The organism is Rhizobium sp. Root1204 (assembly GCF_001424965.1).
In the GTDB taxonomy this organism is placed as follows: Bacteria; Pseudomonadota; Alphaproteobacteria; order Rhizobiales; family Rhizobiaceae; genus Pararhizobium.
The window spans coordinates 156,474-178,734 of sequence record NZ_LMCZ01000012.1; the positions used below are offsets into that span (position 1 = coordinate 156,474).

At 60.6% G+C, this 22,261-nt stretch carries 16 protein-coding genes; 7 read left to right on the plus strand and 9 right to left on the minus strand.

The window, feature by feature from the left end; all coding sequences use genetic code 11:
- Positions 1 to 62: 62 nt before the first annotated feature.
- The 5 genes from ASC96_RS13870 (at position 63) to ASC96_RS13885 (ending at position 4,530) form a co-directional block, all read left to right on the plus strand.
- Positions 63 to 1,361 (plus strand): Hsp70 family protein, encoded by a 1,299-nt coding sequence (locus tag ASC96_RS13870; protein ID WP_060503635.1) that lies wholly within the window; start codon positions 63 to 65, stop codon positions 1,359 to 1,361.
- A gap of 226 nt (positions 1,362 to 1,587) precedes the next feature.
- Positions 1,588 to 2,475 carry a uracil-DNA glycosylase gene (locus tag ASC96_RS13875; protein ID WP_060503636.1) on the plus strand — a complete coding sequence of 296 codons (888 nt, stop codon included), beginning with the start codon at positions 1,588 to 1,590 and terminating at the stop codon, positions 2,473 to 2,475.
- A 153-nt stretch (positions 2,476 to 2,628) separates the two neighbouring features.
- Positions 2,629 to 2,805, plus strand: coding sequence for a hypothetical protein (locus ASC96_RS33345; RefSeq protein ID WP_112834538.1), 177 nt, complete (start codon positions 2,629 to 2,631; stop codon positions 2,803 to 2,805).
- A 71-nt stretch (positions 2,806 to 2,876) separates the two neighbouring features.
- Complete coding sequence (locus ASC96_RS33350) at positions 2,877 to 3,023, plus strand: hypothetical protein (RefSeq protein WP_164491952.1); 147 nt, start codon at positions 2,877 to 2,879, stop codon at positions 3,021 to 3,023.
- A 226-nt stretch (positions 3,024 to 3,249) separates the two neighbouring features.
- Positions 3,250 to 4,530 (plus strand): MFS transporter, encoded by a 1,281-nt coding sequence (locus tag ASC96_RS13885; protein WP_060503638.1) that lies wholly within the window; start codon positions 3,250 to 3,252, stop codon positions 4,528 to 4,530.
- A 16-nt stretch (positions 4,531 to 4,546) separates the two neighbouring features.
- On the opposite strand, the gene ASC96_RS13890 is transcribed toward ASC96_RS13885, so the two are convergent.
- Positions 4,547 to 5,485, minus strand: coding sequence for a DMT family transporter (locus tag ASC96_RS13890; protein WP_060503639.1), 939 nt, complete (start codon positions 5,483 to 5,485; stop codon positions 4,547 to 4,549).
- A gap of 520 nt (positions 5,486 to 6,005) precedes the next feature.
- Between ASC96_RS13890 and pepN the strand changes: the two genes are divergently transcribed.
- Both pepN and ASC96_RS13900 read left to right on the plus strand, forming a co-directional pair.
- On the plus strand, positions 6,006 to 8,654 hold the full coding sequence (gene pepN / locus ASC96_RS13895) for an aminopeptidase N (protein WP_060503640.1): 2,649 nt from the start codon (positions 6,006 to 6,008) through the stop codon (positions 8,652 to 8,654).
- Positions 8,655 to 8,862: 208 nt separating this feature from the next.
- Positions 8,863 to 11,232 (plus strand): ATP-binding protein, encoded by a 2,370-nt coding sequence (locus ASC96_RS13900; RefSeq protein WP_060503641.1) that lies wholly within the window; start codon positions 8,863 to 8,865, stop codon positions 11,230 to 11,232.
- A gap of 4 nt (positions 11,233 to 11,236) precedes the next feature.
- Here ASC96_RS13900 and ASC96_RS13905 read toward each other — a convergent pair whose 3' ends face one another.
- The 8 genes from ASC96_RS13905 to ccmI all read right to left on the minus strand — a co-directional run bounded on the left by ASC96_RS13905 (position 11,237) and on the right by ccmI (position 22,236).
- The gene (locus tag ASC96_RS13905) at positions 11,237 to 14,191 is read right to left on the minus strand and encodes a bifunctional [glutamine synthetase] adenylyltransferase/[glutamine synthetase]-adenylyl-L-tyrosine phosphorylase (protein ID WP_060503642.1); all 2,955 of its coding nucleotides are present in this window, start codon (positions 14,189 to 14,191) and stop codon (positions 11,237 to 11,239) included.
- A 45-nt stretch (positions 14,192 to 14,236) separates the two neighbouring features.
- On the minus strand, positions 14,237 to 15,646 hold the full coding sequence (locus ASC96_RS13910; RefSeq protein WP_060503643.1) for an ATP-binding protein: 1,410 nt from the start codon (positions 15,644 to 15,646) through the stop codon (positions 14,237 to 14,239).
- Positions 15,643 to 16,344, minus strand: a complete 702-nt coding sequence (locus ASC96_RS13915) for a response regulator transcription factor (RefSeq protein WP_060503644.1) — start codon at positions 16,342 to 16,344, stop codon at positions 15,643 to 15,645. The genes ASC96_RS13910 and ASC96_RS13915 overlap by 4 nt, the downstream gene beginning before the upstream one ends.
- A gap of 155 nt (positions 16,345 to 16,499) precedes the next feature.
- Positions 16,500 to 18,065 carry a Do family serine endopeptidase gene (locus ASC96_RS13920; RefSeq protein ID WP_060503645.1) on the minus strand — a complete coding sequence of 522 codons (1,566 nt, stop codon included), beginning with the start codon at positions 18,063 to 18,065 and terminating at the stop codon, positions 16,500 to 16,502.
- Between the two features lie 139 nt (positions 18,066 to 18,204).
- Positions 18,205 to 18,660 carry a cytochrome c-type biogenesis protein gene (locus ASC96_RS13925; RefSeq protein WP_060503646.1) on the minus strand — a complete coding sequence of 152 codons (456 nt, stop codon included), beginning with the start codon at positions 18,658 to 18,660 and terminating at the stop codon, positions 18,205 to 18,207.
- The gene (locus tag ASC96_RS13930; protein ID WP_060503647.1) at positions 18,657 to 20,645 is read right to left on the minus strand and encodes a heme lyase CcmF/NrfE family subunit; all 1,989 of its coding nucleotides are present in this window, start codon (positions 20,643 to 20,645) and stop codon (positions 18,657 to 18,659) included. The genes ASC96_RS13925 and ASC96_RS13930 overlap by 4 nt, the downstream gene beginning before the upstream one ends.
- A complete protein-coding gene (gene ccmE, locus ASC96_RS13935) occupies positions 20,642 to 21,094 on the minus strand; it encodes a cytochrome c maturation protein CcmE (protein ID WP_060503648.1) in 453 nt (150 codons plus the stop codon). The genes ASC96_RS13930 and ccmE overlap by 4 nt, the downstream gene beginning before the upstream one ends.
- Positions 21,091 to 22,236 carry a c-type cytochrome biogenesis protein CcmI gene (gene ccmI, locus ASC96_RS13940; protein ID WP_060503649.1) on the minus strand — a complete coding sequence of 382 codons (1,146 nt, stop codon included), beginning with the start codon at positions 22,234 to 22,236 and terminating at the stop codon, positions 21,091 to 21,093. Before ccmI ends, ccmE begins: the two co-directional genes overlap by 4 nt.
- Between the last annotated feature and the right edge of the window lie 25 nt (positions 22,237 to 22,261).

Below are 22,261 nucleotides of genomic sequence, written 5' to 3' on the forward strand. Positions count from 1 at the left end.
CCGTGCGTGTAGGCGAGACGACTTCTGCCGCCAGCTGGCGGACACCCAAGACGGAGACTTTCATGGCCAAGGCACTCGGCTTCGATTTCGGCACGACCAATTCGGTGCTTGCCGCCTCAAAGGGCGACTCGACGCAGTCGCTCAGCTTTTCAAGCAAAGCCGGCACCACAGATTCGATGCGCACCGCGCTATCGTTCATGAAGCATGCACAGATGGGGGCCGCCGCAGTGAGCATCGAAGCGGGACAGGCGGCGATCCAGCAGTTCATCGACAATCCCGGCGAGGCGCGCTTCCTGCAGTCGATCAAGACCTTTGCCGCCAGCCCGCTGTTTCAAGGCACGCTGATCTTTGCCCGTCGCAACAGCTTTGAAGACCTGATGCGCGCCTTCCTTTCCCGTATCGCCGACTATGCCGGCGATGGCTGGCAGCAGGAGTACAAGCGCATCGTCGTCGGCCGGCCGGTTCGTTTTGCCGGAACCAGCCCGGACGAAAACCTGGCGCTCGAACGCTATGACCGCGCGCTATCTTCGTTCGATTTTCCCGAAGTCCACTATGTCTACGAGCCGGTGGCGGCGGCGTTTTACTTCGCCCAGAACCTGAAGAAGGATGCGACCGTGCTGGTGGCCGATTTCGGCGGCGGCACCACCGACTATTCGATCATCCGTTTCGAAAGCCATGCCGGCAAAATGACGGCGGTTCCGGTTGGCCATTCCGGCGTCGGCGTCGCCGGTGATCATTTCGACTTCCGCATCATCGACACGGTGGTTTCGCCGTTGATCGGCAAGGGCAGCCAGTTTAAGAGCTTCGACAAGCTGCTCGACGTGCCTTCCAGCTACTATGCCAATTTCGGCCGCTGGAACCAATTGTCGATCTTCAAGACGCTGAAGGATTTTACCGACCTGAAGCAGCTGGTACGCTCGGCCGTCGAGCCGGAAAAGCTTGAGGCCTTCGTTGATCTCGTCGATCACGACGAAGGTTATCCGCTCTACCAAGCGATTTCGGCCACCAAAATGAGGCTGTCACATGAGGAAGAGACCGAATTCTTCTTCAAGCCGCTCGGCGAAAAGAGCCGCCAGACCGTACGCCGCAGCGATTTCGAAAGCTGGATCGCACCGGACCTTGCCCGCATCGAGGAAGCACTGGACGAGGTGCTGGTCACCACCAACACGCCGGCTGATGGCATCGACAAGGTGTTTTTGACCGGGGGTACTTCGTTCGTACCGGCCATCCGGCGCATCTTTGAAGACCGCTTTGCCAGTGACCGGATCGAAAGCGGTGGCGAGCTTCTCTCCATTGCCCACGGGCTAGCGCTGATCGGCGAGCGCGACGATATCGAACGCTGGACGGCGATGGCGGCGTGATTGGTACCTCATCGTCTCCCCAGCGGGGAGAAGGTGGCCCGCAGGGCCGGATGAGGGGGAGCCAAACACGCGAGAACCGGCCGAACCGCCCCCTCATCGTCTCGCTTTGCTCGACACTTCTCCCCGCTGGGGAGAAGTGGGAGACTGCCGCTCTTTCGCCGGCATAAATCCATATTGCGTCCGCGATGGCCTTCCCTGCCCGCCCCCCCTTCTGTACAAGCAGACCATGATCTCCTGCGACACCATGAGTCCGGCCGAACTTGCCGCCCTTCTGCATTTTCATGCAGAATCCGGGGTCGAATGGATGCTGGAAGACGATCCGGTCGACCGGTTCGCCGAATTTGCTGAAGCGAAGGCGGCGCGCGGCAATGGCGCCTCGCAAGCCATGCAGCGAACGCAGACCTTGGAGCGCAGCGATGCGCCCGCCACACCGGTTGCCCGTGAGAACGGCAATCGCGCGACCGGCAAGGCTCCGGCCGCTCCTACCGCCACGCCACAAATGGCCATTCCCGACGAGCAGGCCATCGCCGAAGCCCGGTTTGCGGCTGAATCTGCCCGCTCCCTTGATGAACTCAAGAGCGCCATGGAAGCCTTTTCCGGCTGCAATCTGCGCAACAGCGCTCGCAACATGGTGTTTGCCGACGGCAACCCCGCGTCCGGCATTCTGGTGATCGGCCCGGTGCCAAACGGCGACGACGACCGCGAGGGCGTTCCATTTTCGGGCAAGCAGGGCCAGATGCTCGAACGCATGCTGGCCGCCATCGGGCTCGATCGGACATCCGTGCTTTTGACCAATGTCATTCCGTGGCGGCCGCCGGGAAACCGCCCGCCCTCGCCGCGCGAAACCGATATCTGCCGCCCCTTCATCGAACGGCAGATCGCGCTCAGCGAACCGCGCCACCTGTTGATCCTCGGCAATTTTGCCGCCCGTTTCTTCTTCGGCGGCAACGAGATGATCCATCACATGCGGGGCGAATGGCGCGACATTCAAATTGGCAATGCCACGGTCCCGGCCCTGGCCACCCTGCATCCGCAGGACCTGACCTCGGCCCCGGCCAGCAAGCGGCTCGCCTGGCAGGATCTGCTGGCCTTTCGCGCCCGGATTCGTGGTTAAGAGCGCCTGAACCCGACGCCTGCCCGAAACATGAACAAACGATGAAAAAAGCCATGCGGATTGCGCATACCAGCAACGCGAACGCGTCCGTTGCGGAATTGATGTTGCAGTGCAATATAGAACGACGGGAGGACTGGAATAAGGAATTGAACCATGACGACCCGTTTTCGCCCTTTGCATTCGAGCTTTGAAACGCTCCGCCATGCCGGCTCGGCGCTGCGCACGCCGTTCAACAGCTTCGGCTCGGCAGCCAACGAACAGATGACCGCTGCAGGCTACGGCCACAAGACACGCCCGGCCCAGATCTTCGCGGAATTCATCCAGCGTTGATTTTTAACGGTCTGCGCAGCCGCGCTCGCCTCTGCCTGGATTAACAGACCAAAGATGAAAGGAATCCGATCATGACAGCATCCATCCGCTCGCTCCGGGTTCTGATCGCCGATATCGGCACCGCCGTGCGCGCCTCCGGCGAATATAGCCGTTTGAGCCGTGAAGCCCCGGCTGCCAATGCCGACCGTCATGCGGTCAGCGCCTTCCTGCCGAAGTAAATCGCTGGCTTCCGGCCGCCCTGCGGCCACATCTCCTCTTCTGCGCCAAGCCTTGTCGCAATCGACAGCGTCAGCAAAACTGGATAGAGCGACACTCGTTCTTTGATTCCAACAGCGGCGTGTCGGGCACCGGTTTTCAAGCGCGCAATCCGCTCCAACATTTTCAGCGTTTCTCCTGAGGCTTGTGCGTCACAGGCACCCCGGCAGATCCGTACCCGGAGCCTTCATGCTGGCAAGCCTCAGATCCGTGTTCAGCCTGATGCTTTCGACGCTGCTGATGATGGTCGGCTTCGGGCTGGCGAGCTATGTCTTGCCAGTACGGTCGGTGACCGAGGGCTGGTCGACGCTGACCATTTCGCTGATCGCAACCGGCTATACGCTGGGCTTTACAATCTCCTGCATCATCACCCCGAAATTCGTTCTGCGCGTCGGCCATGTACGGGTATTTGCAGCGCTGATCACGCTGCTGAGCATCGCCATTCTGATGTGCGGGCTGGTGGTCGACTGGCGGGCCTGGATCCTGTTTCGCGCCATTTCCGGCTTTGCGATTTCAGGCAGCTACCTGGTGATCGAAAGCTGGCTGAACGAACGGGTGACCAATGAAAACCGCGGCATGCTGTTTTCGCTGTACCTGATCACCACCATGGTCGGCACCATCGGCGGGCAATATCTGGTGCCGCTTGGCGATCCGACGAATTCGTCGCTGTTCATTCTGTGTGGCGTGCTGTTCTCGCTGGCGCTGTTGCCAACGGCGCTGTCCTCGTCCGCGATGCCTGCCCCGCCGTCACAGGCCAAGTTCGATGTGCCGGGACTCTATCGCCGCTCGCCGGTTGCCGTCGTCGGCGCATTTCTTGCCGGTGCCATGTCCGGCGCCTGGCTCAATCTCGGCGGCGTCTTTACCCAGAAGATCGGCCTTTCCACCGCCGAAGGCGCAACGCTGCTGGCTGCCCTTCTTGCTGGCAGCGCCGTCTCGCAAATCCCGATCGGGCGAACGTCCGACCGGATCGACCGGCGCATTGTCATGGTCGGCTGCGGTATCGTCGGCGTTATCTCCTGCCTTGCGATGGTCGCCTTCGTCGGTTCCAGCCCGCTGGTACTCTATGTCATCGCGGCTTTTGTCGGTTCAGTTCTGTTTCCGATCTATGCGCTGAATGTCGCCCATGCCAACGACCTTGCCCGGCCGAACGAATATGTCGAGGTCTCCTCCGGCATGATGATCACCTATGGCATCGGTACCATTTCCGGCCCGCTGATGGTGGGGCCGGTGATGGACCGTTTCGGCCCGCCATCGCTGTTCATGGTTCTGGCCGTCTATTTCGCACTCTACGCCGCCTATGCCGCTTGGCGCATTGCCCAGCGCGGCCATACGGACGGGCTCGTTTCCAAGACGGACTTCCAGGCCAATACCGTGCCGACGCCGGGGACTGAGGCCGTCAACGCAATGAACCAGGCTGTGCGGCCGGCCGACCTGATCGAGGACGACACCGCCCCGACGGCCGCGCCCTGATCATTCGGGCAATGTGTCACCCCTGCGGGGTGATATGCTTGCGCGCGCCCCGGCGCTCGAGACCGAGCTGGTGTTCACGGAAAATGATGAAGATGCCGGCACCGACGACGATCGCCGTGCCGACCAGCATGACGCCTGTCGGCACCTCGTCGAACAGGAAATAGCCGATCAGCAGCCCGAGCAGGATCGAGGTATATTCGAACGGCGCAATCGTCGACATGTCGGCATAACGATAGCTCTGCGTCAGAAGAATTTGCGCAACGCCACCACAGAAACCCGCTCCCATCAAAAGCAGAAACGAACTCAGCGGCAACGGCTCCCAGCCGAACGGAAGCGTCAGCAGCGAGAAACAGGAGGCCGAGAGGGAGAAATACAACACGATCGTGTGGGTCTTTTCCTTGGCGATCAGCTTGCGCACCAGCACCATGGCGATTGCGCCGAGCGCGGCCGAGAGAAGCACGGCCAGCGCACCGAGCGCCTCCTGCGAGCCAAACCCGCCATCGCGCAGCAGCGTTACCCTCGGCCATGTGATGATCATCACCCCCACCAGCCCGATCAGGACGGCAGACCAGCGATAGACCCGCACGGTTTCCTTGAGAAACACCGCTGCGAAGACGACGGCCAGCAGCGGCATGGCATAGCCGATCGCAATCGCTTCGGGCAGTGGCAGGTGCACCAGACCGTAAAACCCAAAGCTCATCGCCAGGATGCCGATGAAGCCGCGTGCCAGATGGCCGAAAATATCCTTGGTGTGGAAAGCCGTGCGCAGATGTCCCTTGACGGCGAGATAGCCGAGGATCGGCACCATCGCGAAAGCCGAGCGGTAGAAGGTAATCTGGCCGGTGGCGATCTCCGTTCCCGCCGCCTTGATCAGCGTCGACATGCAGACGAAGACCAGCACGGACAGAACCTTGAGGGTAATGCCCTTCATCGGGTGGGGGAATTCGGAATCCATGCGGGTCGCACTCATCGGACTGAGGGCAGCGGGCCGGAAATCAAGGGAAACGACAGGCTGCGGGAAAAATATGCGACCGGAGAATCCGTCGCTTGGGCCCCGTCACCTTAACCCGCGATATTCGAAAGAGGCATCAATTTTCGTGATGGGTAGCGGAAATATTTGATGCGTCGATGGCGATACCCTAGTCTCGAGCGGAATGGGCAAGCAGAAACGCCGCCAAGCAATCCGACAGCCGAAACTGCACTCCTGCACCAAGAAGACTGGTAGCGGGCTGTAAAAATCCGAAACCTGTGCCAAAAATACACGACTGGTTTAAATATTGTTAGGGCGAATTTCGTAAGTCTCTGAACAAGCAAGGAATGGGACAGATCACACTTGCCGGAAAACGGCATATGTCAGCGAAAAGAACCGCCTTGCGATCACACCGGAAGCTTCGCATCTTCTGCGCAGCCTCTTCATCGAGACAAGCCTCATCGCCAGCGTCTGGACGCAGCGGATGATGCAAGCGGGACAAACAATGCGGACAGATACGGGCGCGATCATTCATCTGGAAGACTACCGGCCGACGGATTTTGTCCTCGAGAGGGTGGACCTCACCTTCGAACTCGATCCTACCGAAACCAAGGTCGAAGCCCGGCTGATCTTCCACCGTCGTGAGGGGGTAAGCGCCGATGCGCCGCTGATCCTCGACGGCGACGAACTGAAGATGACGGGCCTGTTGCTTGACCAGGTGGAGATTCCGGCTGCGAACTACGATGCGGCGGACGATACGCTGACGATCCGCGGCCTTCCGGCAACGGTACCCTTCGAGGTAACGATCACCACCGAGATCAATCCGGAGGCCAACACCACGCTGATGGGTCTCTACCGCACAAGCAATGTCTATTGCACACAGTGCGAAGCCGAAGGCTTCCGGCGCATCACCTATTTCCCGGACCGCCCGGATGTGCTTGCCGTCTACACGGTCAACATCATCGCCGACAAGGCGACCGCGCCGCTGCTGCTCTCCAACGGCAACTATCTCGGTGGCGCCGGTATGGGCGACGGCCGCCATTTCGCTGCCTGGTTCGATCCGCACCCGAAGCCAAGCTATCTGTTCGCGTTGGTCGCCGGCGATCTGGGAGTGGTGGAAGACACTTTCACAACCATGTCCGGCCGCGAAGTCACGCTGAAAATCTATGTCGAACACGGAAAAGAGCCGCGTGCATCTTACGCAATGGATGCGCTGAAGCGCTCAATGAAGTGGGACGAGGAACGGTTCGGACGCGAATACGATCTCGATATCTTCATGATTGTCGCCGTGTCTGATTTCAACATGGGCGCCATGGAAAACAAGGGACTAAACGTCTTCAACGACAAGTATGTCCTTGCCGATCCGGAAACAGCGACCGATGCCGACTACGCCAATATCGAGGCGATTATCGCGCACGAATATTTCCACAACTGGACCGGCAACCGCATTACCTGCCGCGACTGGTTCCAGCTCTGCCTGAAGGAAGGTCTGACGGTCTATCGCGACCACGAATTCTCGGCCGACCAGCGTTCGCGCACCGTCAAACGCATCGCCGAAGTCCGGCATCTGAAAGCCGAGCAGTTTCCGGAAGATGCCGGTCCGCTTGCGCACCCGGTTCGCCCGACAAAATTCAGGGAAATCAACAACTTCTATACGACGACCGTCTACGAAAAGGGTTCCGAAGTCACCCGGATGATCGCCACCCTGCTCGGTGCTGATCTCTTCAAGCAGGGCATGGATCTCTATTTCGACCGCCACGACGGACAGGCCGTGACCATCGAGGATTTCGTTGCCTGCTTTGCGGAGGTGAGTAAGCGCGACCTCACCCAGTTTTCACTCTGGTACCATCAGGCGGGCACGCCGCTGGTCAGCGCCTCGACGGCCTATGACGCCGCCAAGCAGACATTGACGCTGTCGCTGGAACAGATGGTGCCGCCGACCCCCGGCCAAAGCGCCAAGGAGCCGATGTATATCCCCTTGCGTATCGGGCTCCTGCTGGAGGATGGCTCAGAAGCCAACGTCACCTCCGTCACCGGCGCCGAGATGACCGGTGACGTGCTGCATCTCATCGAGCGCAATCAGACGGTCGTGTTCGGTGGCATCACGTCACGCCCAGTCCTGTCGTTGAACCGTGGGTTTTCGACGCCGATCAACCTGCATTTCGAGCAGACGGCCTCTGATCGCGCCCACATCGCCAAACATGAGAGCGATCTGTTTGCCCGCTGGCAGGCCCTGAACGATCTTGCCTTGCCCAATCTCGTCGCTGCCACAGCCAGCGCCAAGGCAGATGAACCGGTTCAATGCGACGCCGCCCTGATCGATGCCCTGCTTGCGGCCGCCGCCGACGGTGATCTTGAACCTGCCTTCAGAGCGCAGGCGCTGGCACTGCCGAGCGAAGCCGATATCGCCCGCGAAATCGGCGGAAACAACGACCCGGACGCGATCCACGTCGGACGCCAGCAGATCATGGTGGCGATCGCCACGGCCGGTCAGGCCATTTTCGAAAAGCTCGCAGACGAGATGATCGTCTCCGGCCCGTTCAGCCCGGATGCGGCAAGCGCCGGACGCCGGGCACTGCGCAACACCGCCCTCTCCTACCTCGTTTATGCCGAAAACGAACCCACTCGGGCAGTCGCCGCGTTCAAGTCCGCCAACAACATGACGGATTTGAGCCAGGCCTTGACAATCCTTGCACACCGGTTCCCGGACGCTGCCGAAACGGCGGATGCCTTGGCTGCGTTCAAGGCCCGGTTCGCCGGAAATGCGCTGGTGATCGACAAGTGGTTCACCATCCAGGCAACCATTCCGGGCGAAGCCGCGCTTGCCCGCGTCAAGGTCTTGATGGCCGACCCGCTGTTCAACGGCTCCAACCCGAACCGGGTGCGTGCACTCGTCGGCACATTTGCCTTTTCGAACCCGACCGGCTTCAACCGCGCTGATGGCGAAGGTTACCGGTTCCTGGCGCGCCAGATTCTCGACATCGATCCGCGCAATCCGCAACTGGCAGCCCGCATCCTAACCTCGATGCGGTCGTGGCGCTCGCTGGAATCCGGCCGCGCCGATCACGCCCGCAACGCGCTGCGTGAAATCGCGGCTGCAGCGAAACTGTCAGCCGATGTCAGCGACATCGTCGAGCGCATGCTCAAGGGATAGGAAATAGCAACCGGAAATGATTGGAAAACCCCGTAAGCGCGGGGTTTTTTCGTTTCTGCCGTGGCGCCAAAGCCAATAGTGCAATTTTCCCATGACGATAAATGGTTAACAAACTTTTACGTTTTCCTCTGGACAAGGCGAATCACAATTGATTCATTGGGTCAGGTTCAAGCGAGCGGCGCTTCGAATCACATGAGGGTTTACAGAATTGACGAAGATGGCGGAAGCGCAGCGGGGACGCGCAGCCGGTGAGCGGTTGCGTCCCAGATTTCCGGGTTTTTCACGCCTGGAACGGGACGTTATCCAGCACGCACGGATTTTTACCGAGCCGGCAGTGCGCCGTCTTGCGGGCGCCGAGCCATTGCTCAAGCGTTCGATCCCGATCCTGATCACCGCGTTTCTTCTCGTCGTTGCCATTTCCCGCATCAACGGCATCATGGTCGAATATGCCCGCATGGAGGCAAGCGCGCGCCAGGTCACCGTCCTTGCTGCGGCCACCGCCAGTGCCGCTCTTCAGGAAAACGGCGTTGCCCTGTTCGACAAGGCGCAAAAGTGGGATGTCGAGCAGCGGTTGAATGCGGTCCTTTCGCCCGACATGCTCGAAAATGGTGCCTTTGTTCTCACCGTGCGCAATGACGGCCGAATTTTCGCCAGCTCTCCGGAGGGCGCGGCCTACACGGGACGCACGCTGAACGCTGTGGCGCCGGAAGTCGCCGCTTTCCAGTATTTTGGTGAACGTTCGACAGTGATGAAAACCTTCATCGGCGGTACGGAGCATACCGTCGCGATGATGCAGGTGCCCGGCGGCGCGGGAACGCTGTTGGTCGCCACACCGCTGGCAGGCATCCAAAAGCTATGGCGGGATGAAGTCTCGCTCAACGTCACCCTTTTTGCCGGAATCTCGGCAATCCTGCTGATCGTTCTCTATGCCTATTATATCCAGGCCAAACGCGCCCGTGATGCCGACCAGATTTTCGCGGAATCCAACCTGCGCGTCGAAACCGCCTTGTCGCGGGGGCGCTGCGGCCTTTGGGATTTCGACATGCCCAACCGCCGGCTTTTCTGGTCGCGCTCGATGTATGAAATGCTCGGCATGCCGCCGCAGAGCAATGTCCTGTCGTTCGGCGACGCGGCGCGGCTGATGCACCCGGATGACGGCAGCATCTACAAGGTCGCCCGCACCATCGCCAGGGGCGATGCCCGCCAGATCGACCAAATCTTCCGGATGCGCCATGCCGATGGCCATTATGTCTGGATGCGCGCCCGCGCCCAGGTCATCCGCACCGCCTCCGGCCGCGTGCACCTGATCGGCATCGCCATGGATGTTACCGAGCAGCATCGCCTGGCTCAACGCTATGCGGAAGCTGACCAGCGGCTCGCCGATGCGATCGAATGCACGTCCGAGGCCTTTGTGCTCTGGGACAAGAACGACCGGCTGGTGATGTGCAACACCCATTATCAGCAGGCCTACAAGCTGCCCGACCGGGTTCTGGTTGCCGGCACGGAGCGTTCCGTCGTCAACGCCGCATCCGCCCGTCCGATCATCGAGCGGCGCATTGCCGATCCCGACCGGTCCAATCAATCACAGACTTCGGAAGTGCAACTCGCCGACCAGCGCTGGCTGCAGATCAACGACCGGCGAACCCGTGACGGTGGCCTGGTGTCGGTCGGCACCGACATTACCCTGCTGAAACGCCACCAGGTGCGCCTGCGCGAATCCGAGCGGCGCCTGATGGCGACCATCGGCGACCTGTCGACGTCTCGCATCACCCTGGAACGCCAGAAGGCCGAACTCTCCGTCGCCAACTCCAATTATCAGGCAGAGAAAGAACGCGCGGAAGCAGCCAACCGGGCCAAGTCCGAATTCCTCGCCAACATGTCGCACGAGCTGCGAACCCCGCTGAACGCCATTCTGGGCTTTTCGGAAATCCTGCAGAACCAGATGTTCGGCCCGCTCGGTTCGGAAAAATACGACGAATACTCCCACGATATCCATGACAGCGGCAAACATCTGCTCAACGTCATCAACGACATCCTCGACATGTCGAAGATCGAGGCCGGCCAGATGAAGATCAACCGCGAGACGATAGATCTCGCCCCGCTGATCGAGGAAACCCTGCGTTTCACCACCATCCCGGCACAGCAGAAGAACATCTGCGTCGATCAGCAGATTTCCTCCGGTCTGACGATCACCGCCGACCGCCGCGCCATGAAGCAGGTCCTGCTCAACCTGTTGTCCAACGCCGTCAAATTCACCAACGAGGGCGGAAAGATCTCGCTGCGCGCCCGCAAGGTCGCCGGTGCTGTGACGCTGACCATCGCAGATACCGGCATCGGCATACCGCGCCTGGCATTGGAGAAAATCGGCCAGCCCTTCGAACAGGTGCAGAGCCAGTACGCCAAGAGCAAGGGGGGCTCCGGCCTTGGTCTGGCCATCTCGCGTTCATTGACCCACCTGCATGGCGGCGCGATGAAGATCCACTCCCAGGAAAATGTCGGCACGATCATTTCGCTGCGCATCCCCGACACGGCCCCACGCGCCGTGTCGGAGGCCAAGGCCACACTGGCCGTGGCGTAGCCTTTCAGGGCTTGACGGTTGTTTGAAATATCCGGCGCACCGCCTTCGAAAGGCGCCGGATATCAGCTTCCAGCACCTTGATATCCGGCGCATCCCCTGCCCGGCATAAAAGCTCGATCAGCCCGGCCGGCGCATCCTTCAGTTCCAGATCACCTTCGATGCACAGGCGCACGATCTGGGAAAGATCCGTGAACAGCGCCAGCGCCTCCTGCACGGTATCGAGATCGGCAGGTGCAATCAAAGCCGGGCCAAGCAGCGCCAGGACATCGGCCGTTGATGTGCCGCTCGACGGCGGTGCGACGCCACGCGCCGGAGCGATCAGCGCAAGATATTGGGCGATGAACTCGATATCGACCAGTCCGCCGGGAATGAGCTTGAAATCCCAGACATCGCTTGGCGGCTTTTCCTTGTCGATCAACCCCCGCATCTCGGCGACATCGGCAGTCACCTTTGCCAGATCCCGGCTTTGACCGAGCACTTCCTTGAAAATCCCGCCGACGTCGGCGATCAGGCTTTCCTCGCCACACAGCGCCCGCGCCCGTGTCAGCGCCATGTGCTCCCACGTCCAGGCTTCCTCGCGCTGGTACTTTGCAAAAGCGTTGATGCGGGTGGCGACAGGCCCCTTGTTGCCGGAAGGGCGCAGCCGCATGTCGACCTCGTAGAGCACGCCTTCGGCGGTGGGAGCGGACAGCGCCGAGATCAGTCGCTGCGTGATGCGGGTGAAATAGCGGACAGAATCGAGCGGCTTGGCGCCATCGGATTCACCCGCAGCGTCATCGTAATCGTAAAGCAGGATGATATCGACATCCGACCCGGCCGTCAGCTCATGGCTGCCGAGCTTGCCCATGCCGATAACAGCGACGCGGCCGCCGGGGAATTTGCCATGCGCCGCTTCCACCTCACGTAAGACGGCGTCCAGTGCGGCGGTCAGGATCAGGTCGGCCAGATCGGTAAACGCATGCCCCGCCTGGACACCGGTGATGACGCCGGTCAGCAGCCGGATACCGATCAGGAACCGTTGCTCGGAGGCAATGATCCGCAAACGGTCGAGGATCTCCTCATAGTGCCGAGCGGTTGCCAGAAAGCCCTTGATCCGCTCGGCCAGATAATCCCGCGTCGGCAGTTCGGCGAGAAGCCGGGGATCGAGCATGCCATCGAACACATGCGGCTTGCTGGCGATGATATCGGCCAGCCGTGGCGCTGAGGACATGATATTGACAATCAGCGACAGAAGCCCGGGATTGTTGCCAAGCAGCGAAAACAGCTGGATACCGGCCGGCAGCCCGGCAATAAACTGGTCGAAGCGCAACAGGGCGTCATCGGCACGCTTGTTCTGCCCGAACACACGCAAAAGCTCCGGCGTCAGCTCGGTTAGCCGCTCGCGCGCCTCCACCGATTGCGTCGCCCGATAGCGCCCGTAATGCCAGGTCCGGATGGTGCGGGAAATGTCCTGCGGCCGGTCGAAACCAAGCTTTTTCAGTGTCTCCAGCGTATCCGGGTCATCTCTCTGCCCGGTAAAGACCAGATTTCCGGTTTCGGTTGAGAGCTTGGCTTCCTGCTCGAACAGTTGCGCATAACGACGCTCCACCGTCTTGAGTGTTCGCGACAGTTCGGCCGAAAACGCCGGGACATCGGCAAAGCCCATCATGTAGGCGATGCGTTTCAGTTCGGCATCGGTGGTTGGCAAAACATGCGTCTGCTCATCGCGCACCATCTGCACCCGGTGCTCGACATCGCGCAGGAACCAGTAGGCGGAAATCAGCTCCTCGGCGGTTTCCCCATCGATCCAGTTGGCCCGTGCCAAGCCGTGCAGCATCGGCTCGGTGGCGCGCAGCCGCAGTTCCTGCATGCGGCCGCCGGCGATCAATTGCTGCGTCTGGACGAAGAATTCAATTTCCCGGATGCCGCCGCGGCCAAGCTTGATATTATGGCCTTTGACGGCGATCTCGCCATGCCCCTTATGGGCATGAATCTGCCGCTTGATCGAATGGATGTCGGCAATCGCCGCATAGTCGAGATATTTGCGGAACATGAACGGCGTCAGTTCCCGCAGGAAGGCATCCCCTGCCTTGAGGTCGCCGGCCACCGGCCGCGCCTTAATGAAGGCCGCCCTCTCCCAGTTTTGGCCCCGGCTTTCATAATAGAGCATCGCCGCCTCGACCGGGATAGCAAGCGGCGTCGCACCGGGATCAGGACGCAGGCGCAGGTCGGTGCGGAATACATAGCCGTCGCCAGTGCGTTCCTGCAGGATGCGGATCAGGCGGCGCAGCAAACGGGCGAATGTCTCCGGCGCGTCGTCGCGGGACGTGATCAGCGGCGCCTGCGGCTCATAAAAGACCACGAGGTCGATATCTGACGAATAATTCAGCTCGAAAGCGCCGAGCTTTCCCATGCCAAGCACGACCACACCCGACCGGTCACTCGGATGCGCGGTATCGACGACATTCAGCTTGCCTGCGTCATGGGCGCTCAAAAGCAGATGATCGATGGTGGCCGATACCGAAGCACCGGCAAAATCGCTCAGCCAGCGCGTGGTCTCACGGGCATCGAAAAGGCGCGAAAGGTCGGCAAGGGCAATCGCAAAGGCAATATCCCGCTTGGCCTGCCGCAAACGCGTCATGATCTCGGCATCCGGCACGGATTTTCCGGCGTCGGCACCTTTCCAGGCATCCCGCGCCGTCTGGATGCACGTTTCCAGATAGGGGATCAAAGGCCCGGCAAGCGCCTGCACAAGCACCTGCGGATGCGAAACAGCCGTGTCCCGCAGATAAGGCGAGAGCGACAGCGCCGCGACGATGAAATCCTTGAGTGGTGTTTCCGCAGCCAGAAGATCGGCAATCTGCGGATGGCTCTTTGCAATATCCTTGAGGCTTGAAAGCACGGACTTCGCATCCGTCTGGCTCATCGGCCGCAGCGCACATGTGCCGATATCCGATAGCCGCCGCATATCCGTCTGCATATTGGTCTCTCCCAGCCGCTCCCGATTTCGGCTGCCCTATGCGTATCAGGCGGAGCGCAATGGGAAAACCATGCTGGCAGTCAAACCACGATTGTTTTCAACGTCCGGAACCGTATCACTCAGTTCGAGAGACCCCTGATGCATCTCCATCACCGCCTCGACCAGCGACAAGCCGAGGCCCGTTCCCGGTTTGCTGCGGCTTTCGTCGAGCCGCACGAAACGCTCCACGACGTCGTCCCGTTTATTGGCGGGTACTCCGGGGCCGTGATCCGCCACCGATAGGACGATCGAACCATCCCGTCTGAAGAGGCTGACCTTGATCAGCGGATTTGCAGCGCCGTCGGAATATTTGATGGCATTGTCGATCAGGTTGCCGAGCGCTTGGCCGATCAGTTCGCGATTGCCGGAAATGTGAATATCGTCAGGCACGTCGGCTTCAAGCTTCAGCGCCTGTTCGTCCGCCACCGGTTCATAAAGCTCGACACAGTCGGCGACGCTTTGTGAAAGATTGACATCACTCATCTCCGCAGCCGCGGCCCCGGCCTCGACCCGGGAGATCATCAGCAACGCATTGAACGTCCGGATCAGCTGATCGGATTCGCCGATGATCTCTTCCAGGGATGCCCGATAGCCGGAATTGGTTGCTTTGTGCGCCAATGCTGCCTCGGCCTTGTTGCGCAGGCGCGTCAGCGGCGTTTTCAAGTCATGGGCGATGTTGTCAGAGACCTGCCGCAGACCCTCGTTCAGCTTTTCGATCCGCCCGAGCATGGCATTGAGCGATTCCGACAGCCGGTCGAACTCGTCGCCGGATCCGCTCATCGGCAATCGTTGCGAGAGGTCACCCGCCATGATCCGCGTGCTTGCGTCCGACATCCGGTCGATCCGCTTCAGCGCGTTGCGGCCGATCGCAAACCAGATGATCAACGCGCCGATGCCCATGATGCCAAGCGCCACCACAAGAGCCTGCCGCACTAGCACCCGAAACTTTTCGGGTTCCTGCAAATCGCGGCCAACGAGAATGCGCAGGCCATTATCGAGCACAAGCACATGCGCCAGTGCCACATGGTCTTCCTTGCGGCTTTCGTCGGTATAGCGCTGATAGCGGAATGCTTCGCCCGTCCATCCTTCCTTGTCCAGAAGGCCGGGTTGCAGCGAGGCGACATTACCCGCGAGGATTTCGCCAGTCGGCCCGGCGATGACATAGAGATTGGCACCAGGTTGACGCGCCCGCCGCTCCAGGGTCCGCAGCAATCCGTTGACGCCGCCGCGGCTATAAATCTGCTCGATCTGCGAAACTTCCGCCGTCACCGCATCCCTTGTCTGCTGTTCCAACAGCCGTTGCGACATGGCGGTGACGTAGAAGACCAGAAAAGCGGCGCAGAGCGAAAAGAGCAGAAGATAAAGCGCTGACAGGCGAACGGCGGTGCTGCGGAAGAGGACGTTCAGCCTGTTCATGCGTCCGTGCGTCCGTCTTCCTTGATCATGTAGCCTGCCCCGCGCACGGTGCGCAGCAATGGCTGATCGAAATCCTTTTCGATCTTGGCGCGCAGCCGCGACACATGCACGTCGATAACATTGGTCTGCGGATCAAAATGATAGTCCCAGACATTTTCCAGAAGCATGGTGCGCGTCACCACCTGCCCCGCATTCTTCATCAGATATTCCAGCAGCCGGAATTCGCGTGGTTGCAATAGAAGCTCCCGGCCCTGCCGGCGCACCGTATGCGACAGCCGGTCCAGCTCCAGATCGCCGACCCGATAGACCATATCCTGTTCGGGAGCGCCTTTACGGCGGCCGAGCACCTCGACCCGTGCCAGAAGCTCGTTGAAGGCGTAAGGCTTGGGCAGATAATCGTCGCCGCCGGCACGCAACCCCGTCACCCGGTCATCGACCTGGCCAAGCGCCGACAGGATGAGGACCGGAGTGTGGACGCCCTTGCGGCGCAATTCCGAGATCACCGACAGCCCATCGCGGCGCGGCAGCATCCGGTCGATGACCAGCACATCGTAGCTGTTCTCGCTCGCCATGAACAAGCCGCTCTCGCCGTCGCTGGCATGGTCAGACACGATGCCAGCCTCGCGGAAGGCCTTGGCCAGATAGGCGGCCGCTTCGAGGTCATCTTCGATAATCAGAATCTTCATACGCGTGACCATAGTACCTGACCCGTCTCTTCCACAACCGGTTTGCCATGGGGAAACCACACCCGCCTGCCCGGTTGCGCAGGTCAGCCATGTCCCGAAACGCCAGACGCCGCGAAACCTGGGTAAAGGTCCGCGGCGCCCGGCAGCTGGAGCTGCGTCAGCCCTCGTCAGCCCTGGCTGATGGGAAGCGCCACGAAGCGGCTTGCGTTGTCGGCCTCGATCTGGAACAGCGCCTTTGTGCGTCCGTCCTTCTTGGCGGCCTCGATCACCTTGAGGATGTCGTCAGCAGACTTGACCTCCTGGTTGTTGACCGAAACGATCTTCTGGCCTTCCTTCAGGCCGCGATCACTGGCGTCGGAGTCAGGATCAACCGAAGAGATCGTTACGCCCTTGCCGTCCTCGGAAGGCGTCACGGTCACACCGAGATCCGCCAATGCCTTTTCGCTTGAGGGCTGCTGGTCTTCCTGCTGCTGCTCGGTGCTGGTAGCAGCATCCTTGGTATCTGCAGGCAGGGTTCCGACTTCGAGCTTGACGCTCTCGGCCTTGCCATCACGCCACAGGGCAACATCGACGCTTGTACCGGGACGCATCAGGGCGATCTTGCGGGCCAGTTCGCGCGGCCCCTTGATGGTGTCGCCGTTGACCGCAGTGATCACATCACCCTTCTTGATACCGGCCTTTTCGCCCGGAGAACCAGCCTGCGGCTCGACAACGAGCGCACCGCTTGCCTCGGCAAGGCCGAGCGATTCAGCCACGTCCTTGTCGACTGGCTGGATCTGTACACCGAGCCAACCGCGCGATACTTCGCCATCCTTCATCAGATCATTGACGACATCCTTGGCAACGGAGGCCGGAATGGCGAAAGCGATACCGACATTGCCGCCCGATGGCGAGAAGATTGCGGTGTTAATCCCGACGACTTCGCCGTTGAGATTGAAGGTCGGACCACCGGAGTTACCGCGGTTCACTGCCGCATCGACCTGAAGGTAGTCGTCATAGGGGCCGGATCCGATATCACGGCCACGTGCAGAAATGATGCCGGCGGTCACGGTACCACCAAGTCCGAACGGGTTGCCGACAGCAACGACCCAGTCACCAACCCGAACCTTGCTGTCGTCGGCAAAGCCGACATAGGCAAACTTGCGCTTGTCATCGACCTTCAGCACGGCGAGGTCGGTGCGGCTGTCCTTGCCGATCAGCTTGGCATCCAGTTCCGTGCCGTCGTTCAGGATGACTGTAAAGGCCGAGCCGTCGGAAACGACGTGATTGTTGGTGACGAGATAACCGTCCTCGGAAATAAAGAAGCCCGAACCTTGCGATGTCGGGCGCAAGCGGCCCGGCTTACCGTCGCGCGGTCCATGGTCGCGATCAGCACGCTTGTCGCCGTTCGGGCCGCCGAACTCCTTGAAGAAGCGCTTCAGCGGGTGGTCGTCCGGGAGTTCGTCCAGCCCACGGCCGCCGAAATCGAAGCTGAAGCCGTTGCCGCTACCAGCGTCATCGGAAACAGGATTGGCACGCGACTGGACGCGCACCGACACCACTGCCGGAGAAACCGCATCAACGACGTCAGCAAAACTTGGAACCTGCGGCGCCTCGATCTTGACGGCGGCGGCAAAGGACGAGGTGATGGTAGCGGGGATGCCGGTCGACAGCATGACGGCTGCCAAACCGGCAACGGTCGAGGTCTTCAAGATGGTCTTGAGGGAGGGACGCAGTGCATTTGTCTGAAACATCCGGTTTGCCTTTTCTTTTCATTGACATTTGGCTGCCTGGAGGAACAGCCGATGAAAAAGGAATAGCCGAGCGCACCTTACTGACTTGTGTCCGGAAAATGAACTTTTGGTAATGTTGGGGAATGGGCCTAAAAGGAAATCAATCCTTCAGGACAGCATCCAGACGCGCCTGCTCATCGGCAGAGAGTGCCGTTCCCGTCACCTTGCCGGTCCTGCGCCGCGCGGCGAGAAGCATTGCCGCCACACCGGCCAGCAACAGGATGACCGGCGCGCCCCAGAGAATCAGCGTCTTTGTCTCGAAGCGCGGATTGAGCAGCACGAATTCGCCGTAACGCGAAACGACATAGGCAATGACCGCGTCGTCACTGTCGCCATTGGTGATCCGCTCGCGCACCAAAAGGCGCAGATCCTTGGCAAGCTCGGCATTGGAATCGTCGATGGACTGGTTCTGACAGACCATGCAGCGCAATTGCGCCGACAGCGTACGCGCCCGCGCTTCCAGCGCCGGATCCGACAGCACCTCGTCGGGATTGACGGCAAAGGCCGGCCACGACGAGACCATGAGGAAAGCGATGACGAGCAACCGGCTGATCATCGCGCAGGCTCCAGAACAGGTTTCTTCTGCTTCTTGGCGCGAGCCGGGGCGCCCACCCGCAGCCGCCTGTCGCTGAGCGAAACCGCACCGCCAGCCATCATGAACACCGTGCCCAGCCAGATGCAGAGGATCATCGGCTTCCACCAGATCCTGATCACGACGCCGCCGTCCTTGATGTCATCTCCGAGCGAAACGTAGAGCTGGCTCAACCCGAACGTCCGGATACCGGCCTCTGTGGTTGGCATTTGCCTTGCTGTATAAAACCGCTTTGACGACCAGACCTCGGCCACCTCGATCCCGCCTTGGCTGATGGTGAAATGCCCGGATTCTTCGCTATAATTTGGACCGTTGCCATTGCGCAAACCATCAAAGCGCAGCGTATAGCCGCCCGCATCCGTGGTCATGCCCGGCTTCATCTCGACAATGTGCTCCGTCTCGAATGCCGTGACCGCGACAATGCCGATCAATGTCACGCCAAGCCCGATATGGGCCAGCGCCGTACCGAAAACCGAACGCGGCAGACCGGACAGACGGCGCAGCGCCACAGATCCCGTCACCTTGCCAAGACCGGAACGCAGATAAAGCTCCGTCAGTGAACCGGCAATCATGTAGGCCCCAAGCGCGAGACCGAACAACGCCATGATCGGGCCGCCATTTTGCATGTAGTAGATGATACTTCCGACAACCAGGCCGAATGCCACCGCGGCAAACAGGCGCTGCCCGGCGCCGAGCAGATCGCCGCGTTTCCAGGCCAACAGCGGGCCGAACGGTACCGCCAGCATCAGCGGCAGCATGAGCAGTCCGAAGGTCATGTTGAAGAAGGGAGGTCCAACGGAAATCTTCGCCCCGGTCACTGCTTCCAGCGCCAGCGGATAAAGCGTGCCGATCAATACGGTCGCCGCCGCCGTCGTCAGGATCAGATTGTTGAGAACCAGCGCGCCCTCACGCGAAATCGGCGCAAACAGCCCGCCCGCTTTGAGGTGTGCGGCGCGGAAGGCAAACAGCGACAGGGCGCCGCCGATGAACAGGATGAGGATGATCAGGATGAAGACGCCGCGCGTCGGGTCGGTGGCAAAGGCGTGAACCGATGTCAGTACACCGGAGCGGACGAGGAAGGTGCCGAGCAGCGACATCGAGAAGGTCATGATCGCCAGAAGCACCGTCCAGATCTTCAGCGCTTCGCGCTTTTCCATCACAAGTGCCGAATGCAACAGCGCCGTCCCGGCTAGCCACGGAATGAAGGACGCATTCTCGACCGGATCCCAGAACCACCAGCCGCCCCAGCCGAGTTCGTAATAGGCCCAGTAAGACCCCATCGAGATACCAGCCGTCAGACAGGTCCAGGCGGCCAGCGTCCACGGCCGCACCCAGCGGGCCCAGGCCGCATCGATACGACCTTCGATCAGTGCGGCGATCGCAAAGGAGAAGCAGACGGAAAAGCCGACATAACCGAGATAAAGCAGCGGCGGATGGATGGCCAGGCCGACATCCTGCAGCACCGGATTGAGGTCCTGCCCTTCACCCGGCGCATTCAGCAACCGGTTGAAAGGATTGGACGTCAAGAGGATGAAAAGCGAGAACGATACCGCGATCCAGGCCTGGACGGCCAGCACATTGGCTTTCAGGGTCTCCGGCAGATTGTTGCCGAACACAGCGACCAGCGCCGAGAAAAAGGTGAGGATCAGCACCCACAACAGCATCGAGCCTTCGTGATTGCCCCAGACACCGGAAAATTTGTAGATCAGCGGGATCTGCGAATGCGAATTCTCCCAGACGTTCTGGACGGAGAAATCGGATGTCACATGAGCGTAGGTGAGAATACCGAATGACAGCGCCATCAGCAGGAATGTCGCCTTGGCCGCCACCGTCCCGATTTCCATCAGCGCGTGATCGTTGCGCAGCGCGCCGATGATCGGCAATACCGCCTGCAGGAGCGATGTGGCAAGCGCCAGAACCAGCGCATAGTGACCAAGCTCGATGATCATTGGATATTTTCCTTGCCGCCAAGATTGACGCCCTGCGCCTTCAACCGGTCCGCCACGTCCTTGGGCATGTAGGTTTCATCATGCTTGGCAAGCACGGTATCTGCAACGAAAACCGGACTCCCCTCCTTGAAACTACCCTCGGCGACGACGCCTTGGCCTTCGCGAAACAGATCGGGCAGAATTCCCGTATAGGTCACCGGCACCTTGTCGAGCGTATCGGTGACGCTGAACGTGATGGTCATGCCTTCACCGCGCTTGAGCGAGCCATTTTCCACCAGGCCACCGAGCCGGATACGCGTACCTGGGGCCAGTTCGGCCTTGGCGAGATCGCCAGGAACATAGAAATAGGCGATTGCCTGGCTGAACGCGACCATCACCAGCAGAACGGCGGCGGCGATGAACGTCACACCGCCGCCAATGATCACAAGGCGCTTCTGTTTGCGGGTCATTCCACGCCTCCGTCTGCCTTCAGCCCAAGCTCGCCTGCCAGCACCAGCAATTGCTTGCCCTCGTCGCCGTCGGCCGGAAAAACCGCTAGGCTCTGTTTCAGGGCGTCGCCTGCCTTGTCCTTCTGGCCAAGCACGGCATAGGATCGGATGATCCGCATCCAGCCCTCGAAATTCTTCGGGTCTGTCTTCAGCTTTTCCGCAAGGCTACCGACCATACCTTCGATCATCGCCGTGCGATCACCGGTACTCATATCGTTGGCCGCAGTGATATCCTCGCTTGTGGGATTGCCCAGCGGGGTGCCGGCCTGCTGTCCTGCAGCCGGGACCTTGAGATCGGCGATATGCTCGTTGATCAGCGGCAACCATGGAGCGCCGGCCGGTGAGGTACGGACGATCTGCTCGAACGCCGCCAGCGCCTCCGTCCCTTTGCCTTCCTGCTTCAAGGCAAGAGCCAGATAGAACTGCGCTCGCGGGTCCGTGGGCTCGATCGCCAGCAATTTCTGCAGCGCATCGCGGGCCTCGTTGGTCACCAGCCCGCCGGAAAGCGCGATCAAGCTTTCGGCGTAACCGCCCAGGCGCGCCGGTGTCGCCCCGAGGATTCGCAGCGCATTGCGAAACGCCGTTGCTGCCTGCTCCAGCCGGCCACTGCGATAATAGATCGGCGCCAGAACATCCCATCCGGCACCATCTTCAGGATTGCTGACCAGTTGCTGTTCGGCCCGCGCGATCAGGATGTTCATATCGTCGCCGGGATTTGCCAAACGCGCGGCCAGCGGCGCATCCGGCACATCCGGATTGCCGGTCCGCAAGTAAAGACAGAGCCCGATGGCAGGCAGGATCACGATAACGGCAAGCTGCGCCAGCCGGTTGCTGCGCCTTACCGGTTGAGCCGGCGCAGCGGCTTTCACGGCATCGGTTGCAGCCAACAAACGGCGGGCGACCTCGGCGCGAGCGAAATTCGCTTCGTCGCCGGAAATCAAACCGTTTTTCTCGTCGCGTTTCAGCTCGTCCAGCTGATCGCGATAGACCTCGACATCATGGGATTGGGGGGCCTCGGCGCTGGCGGCGGCGCGCAGCAGCGGAAGCAGCAGAACAGCGGCAACGGCCGCCGTCAAAGTGGCAACTAGGATCCAGAACAGCATGTTCGCTCAATTACTATGCGAAGCC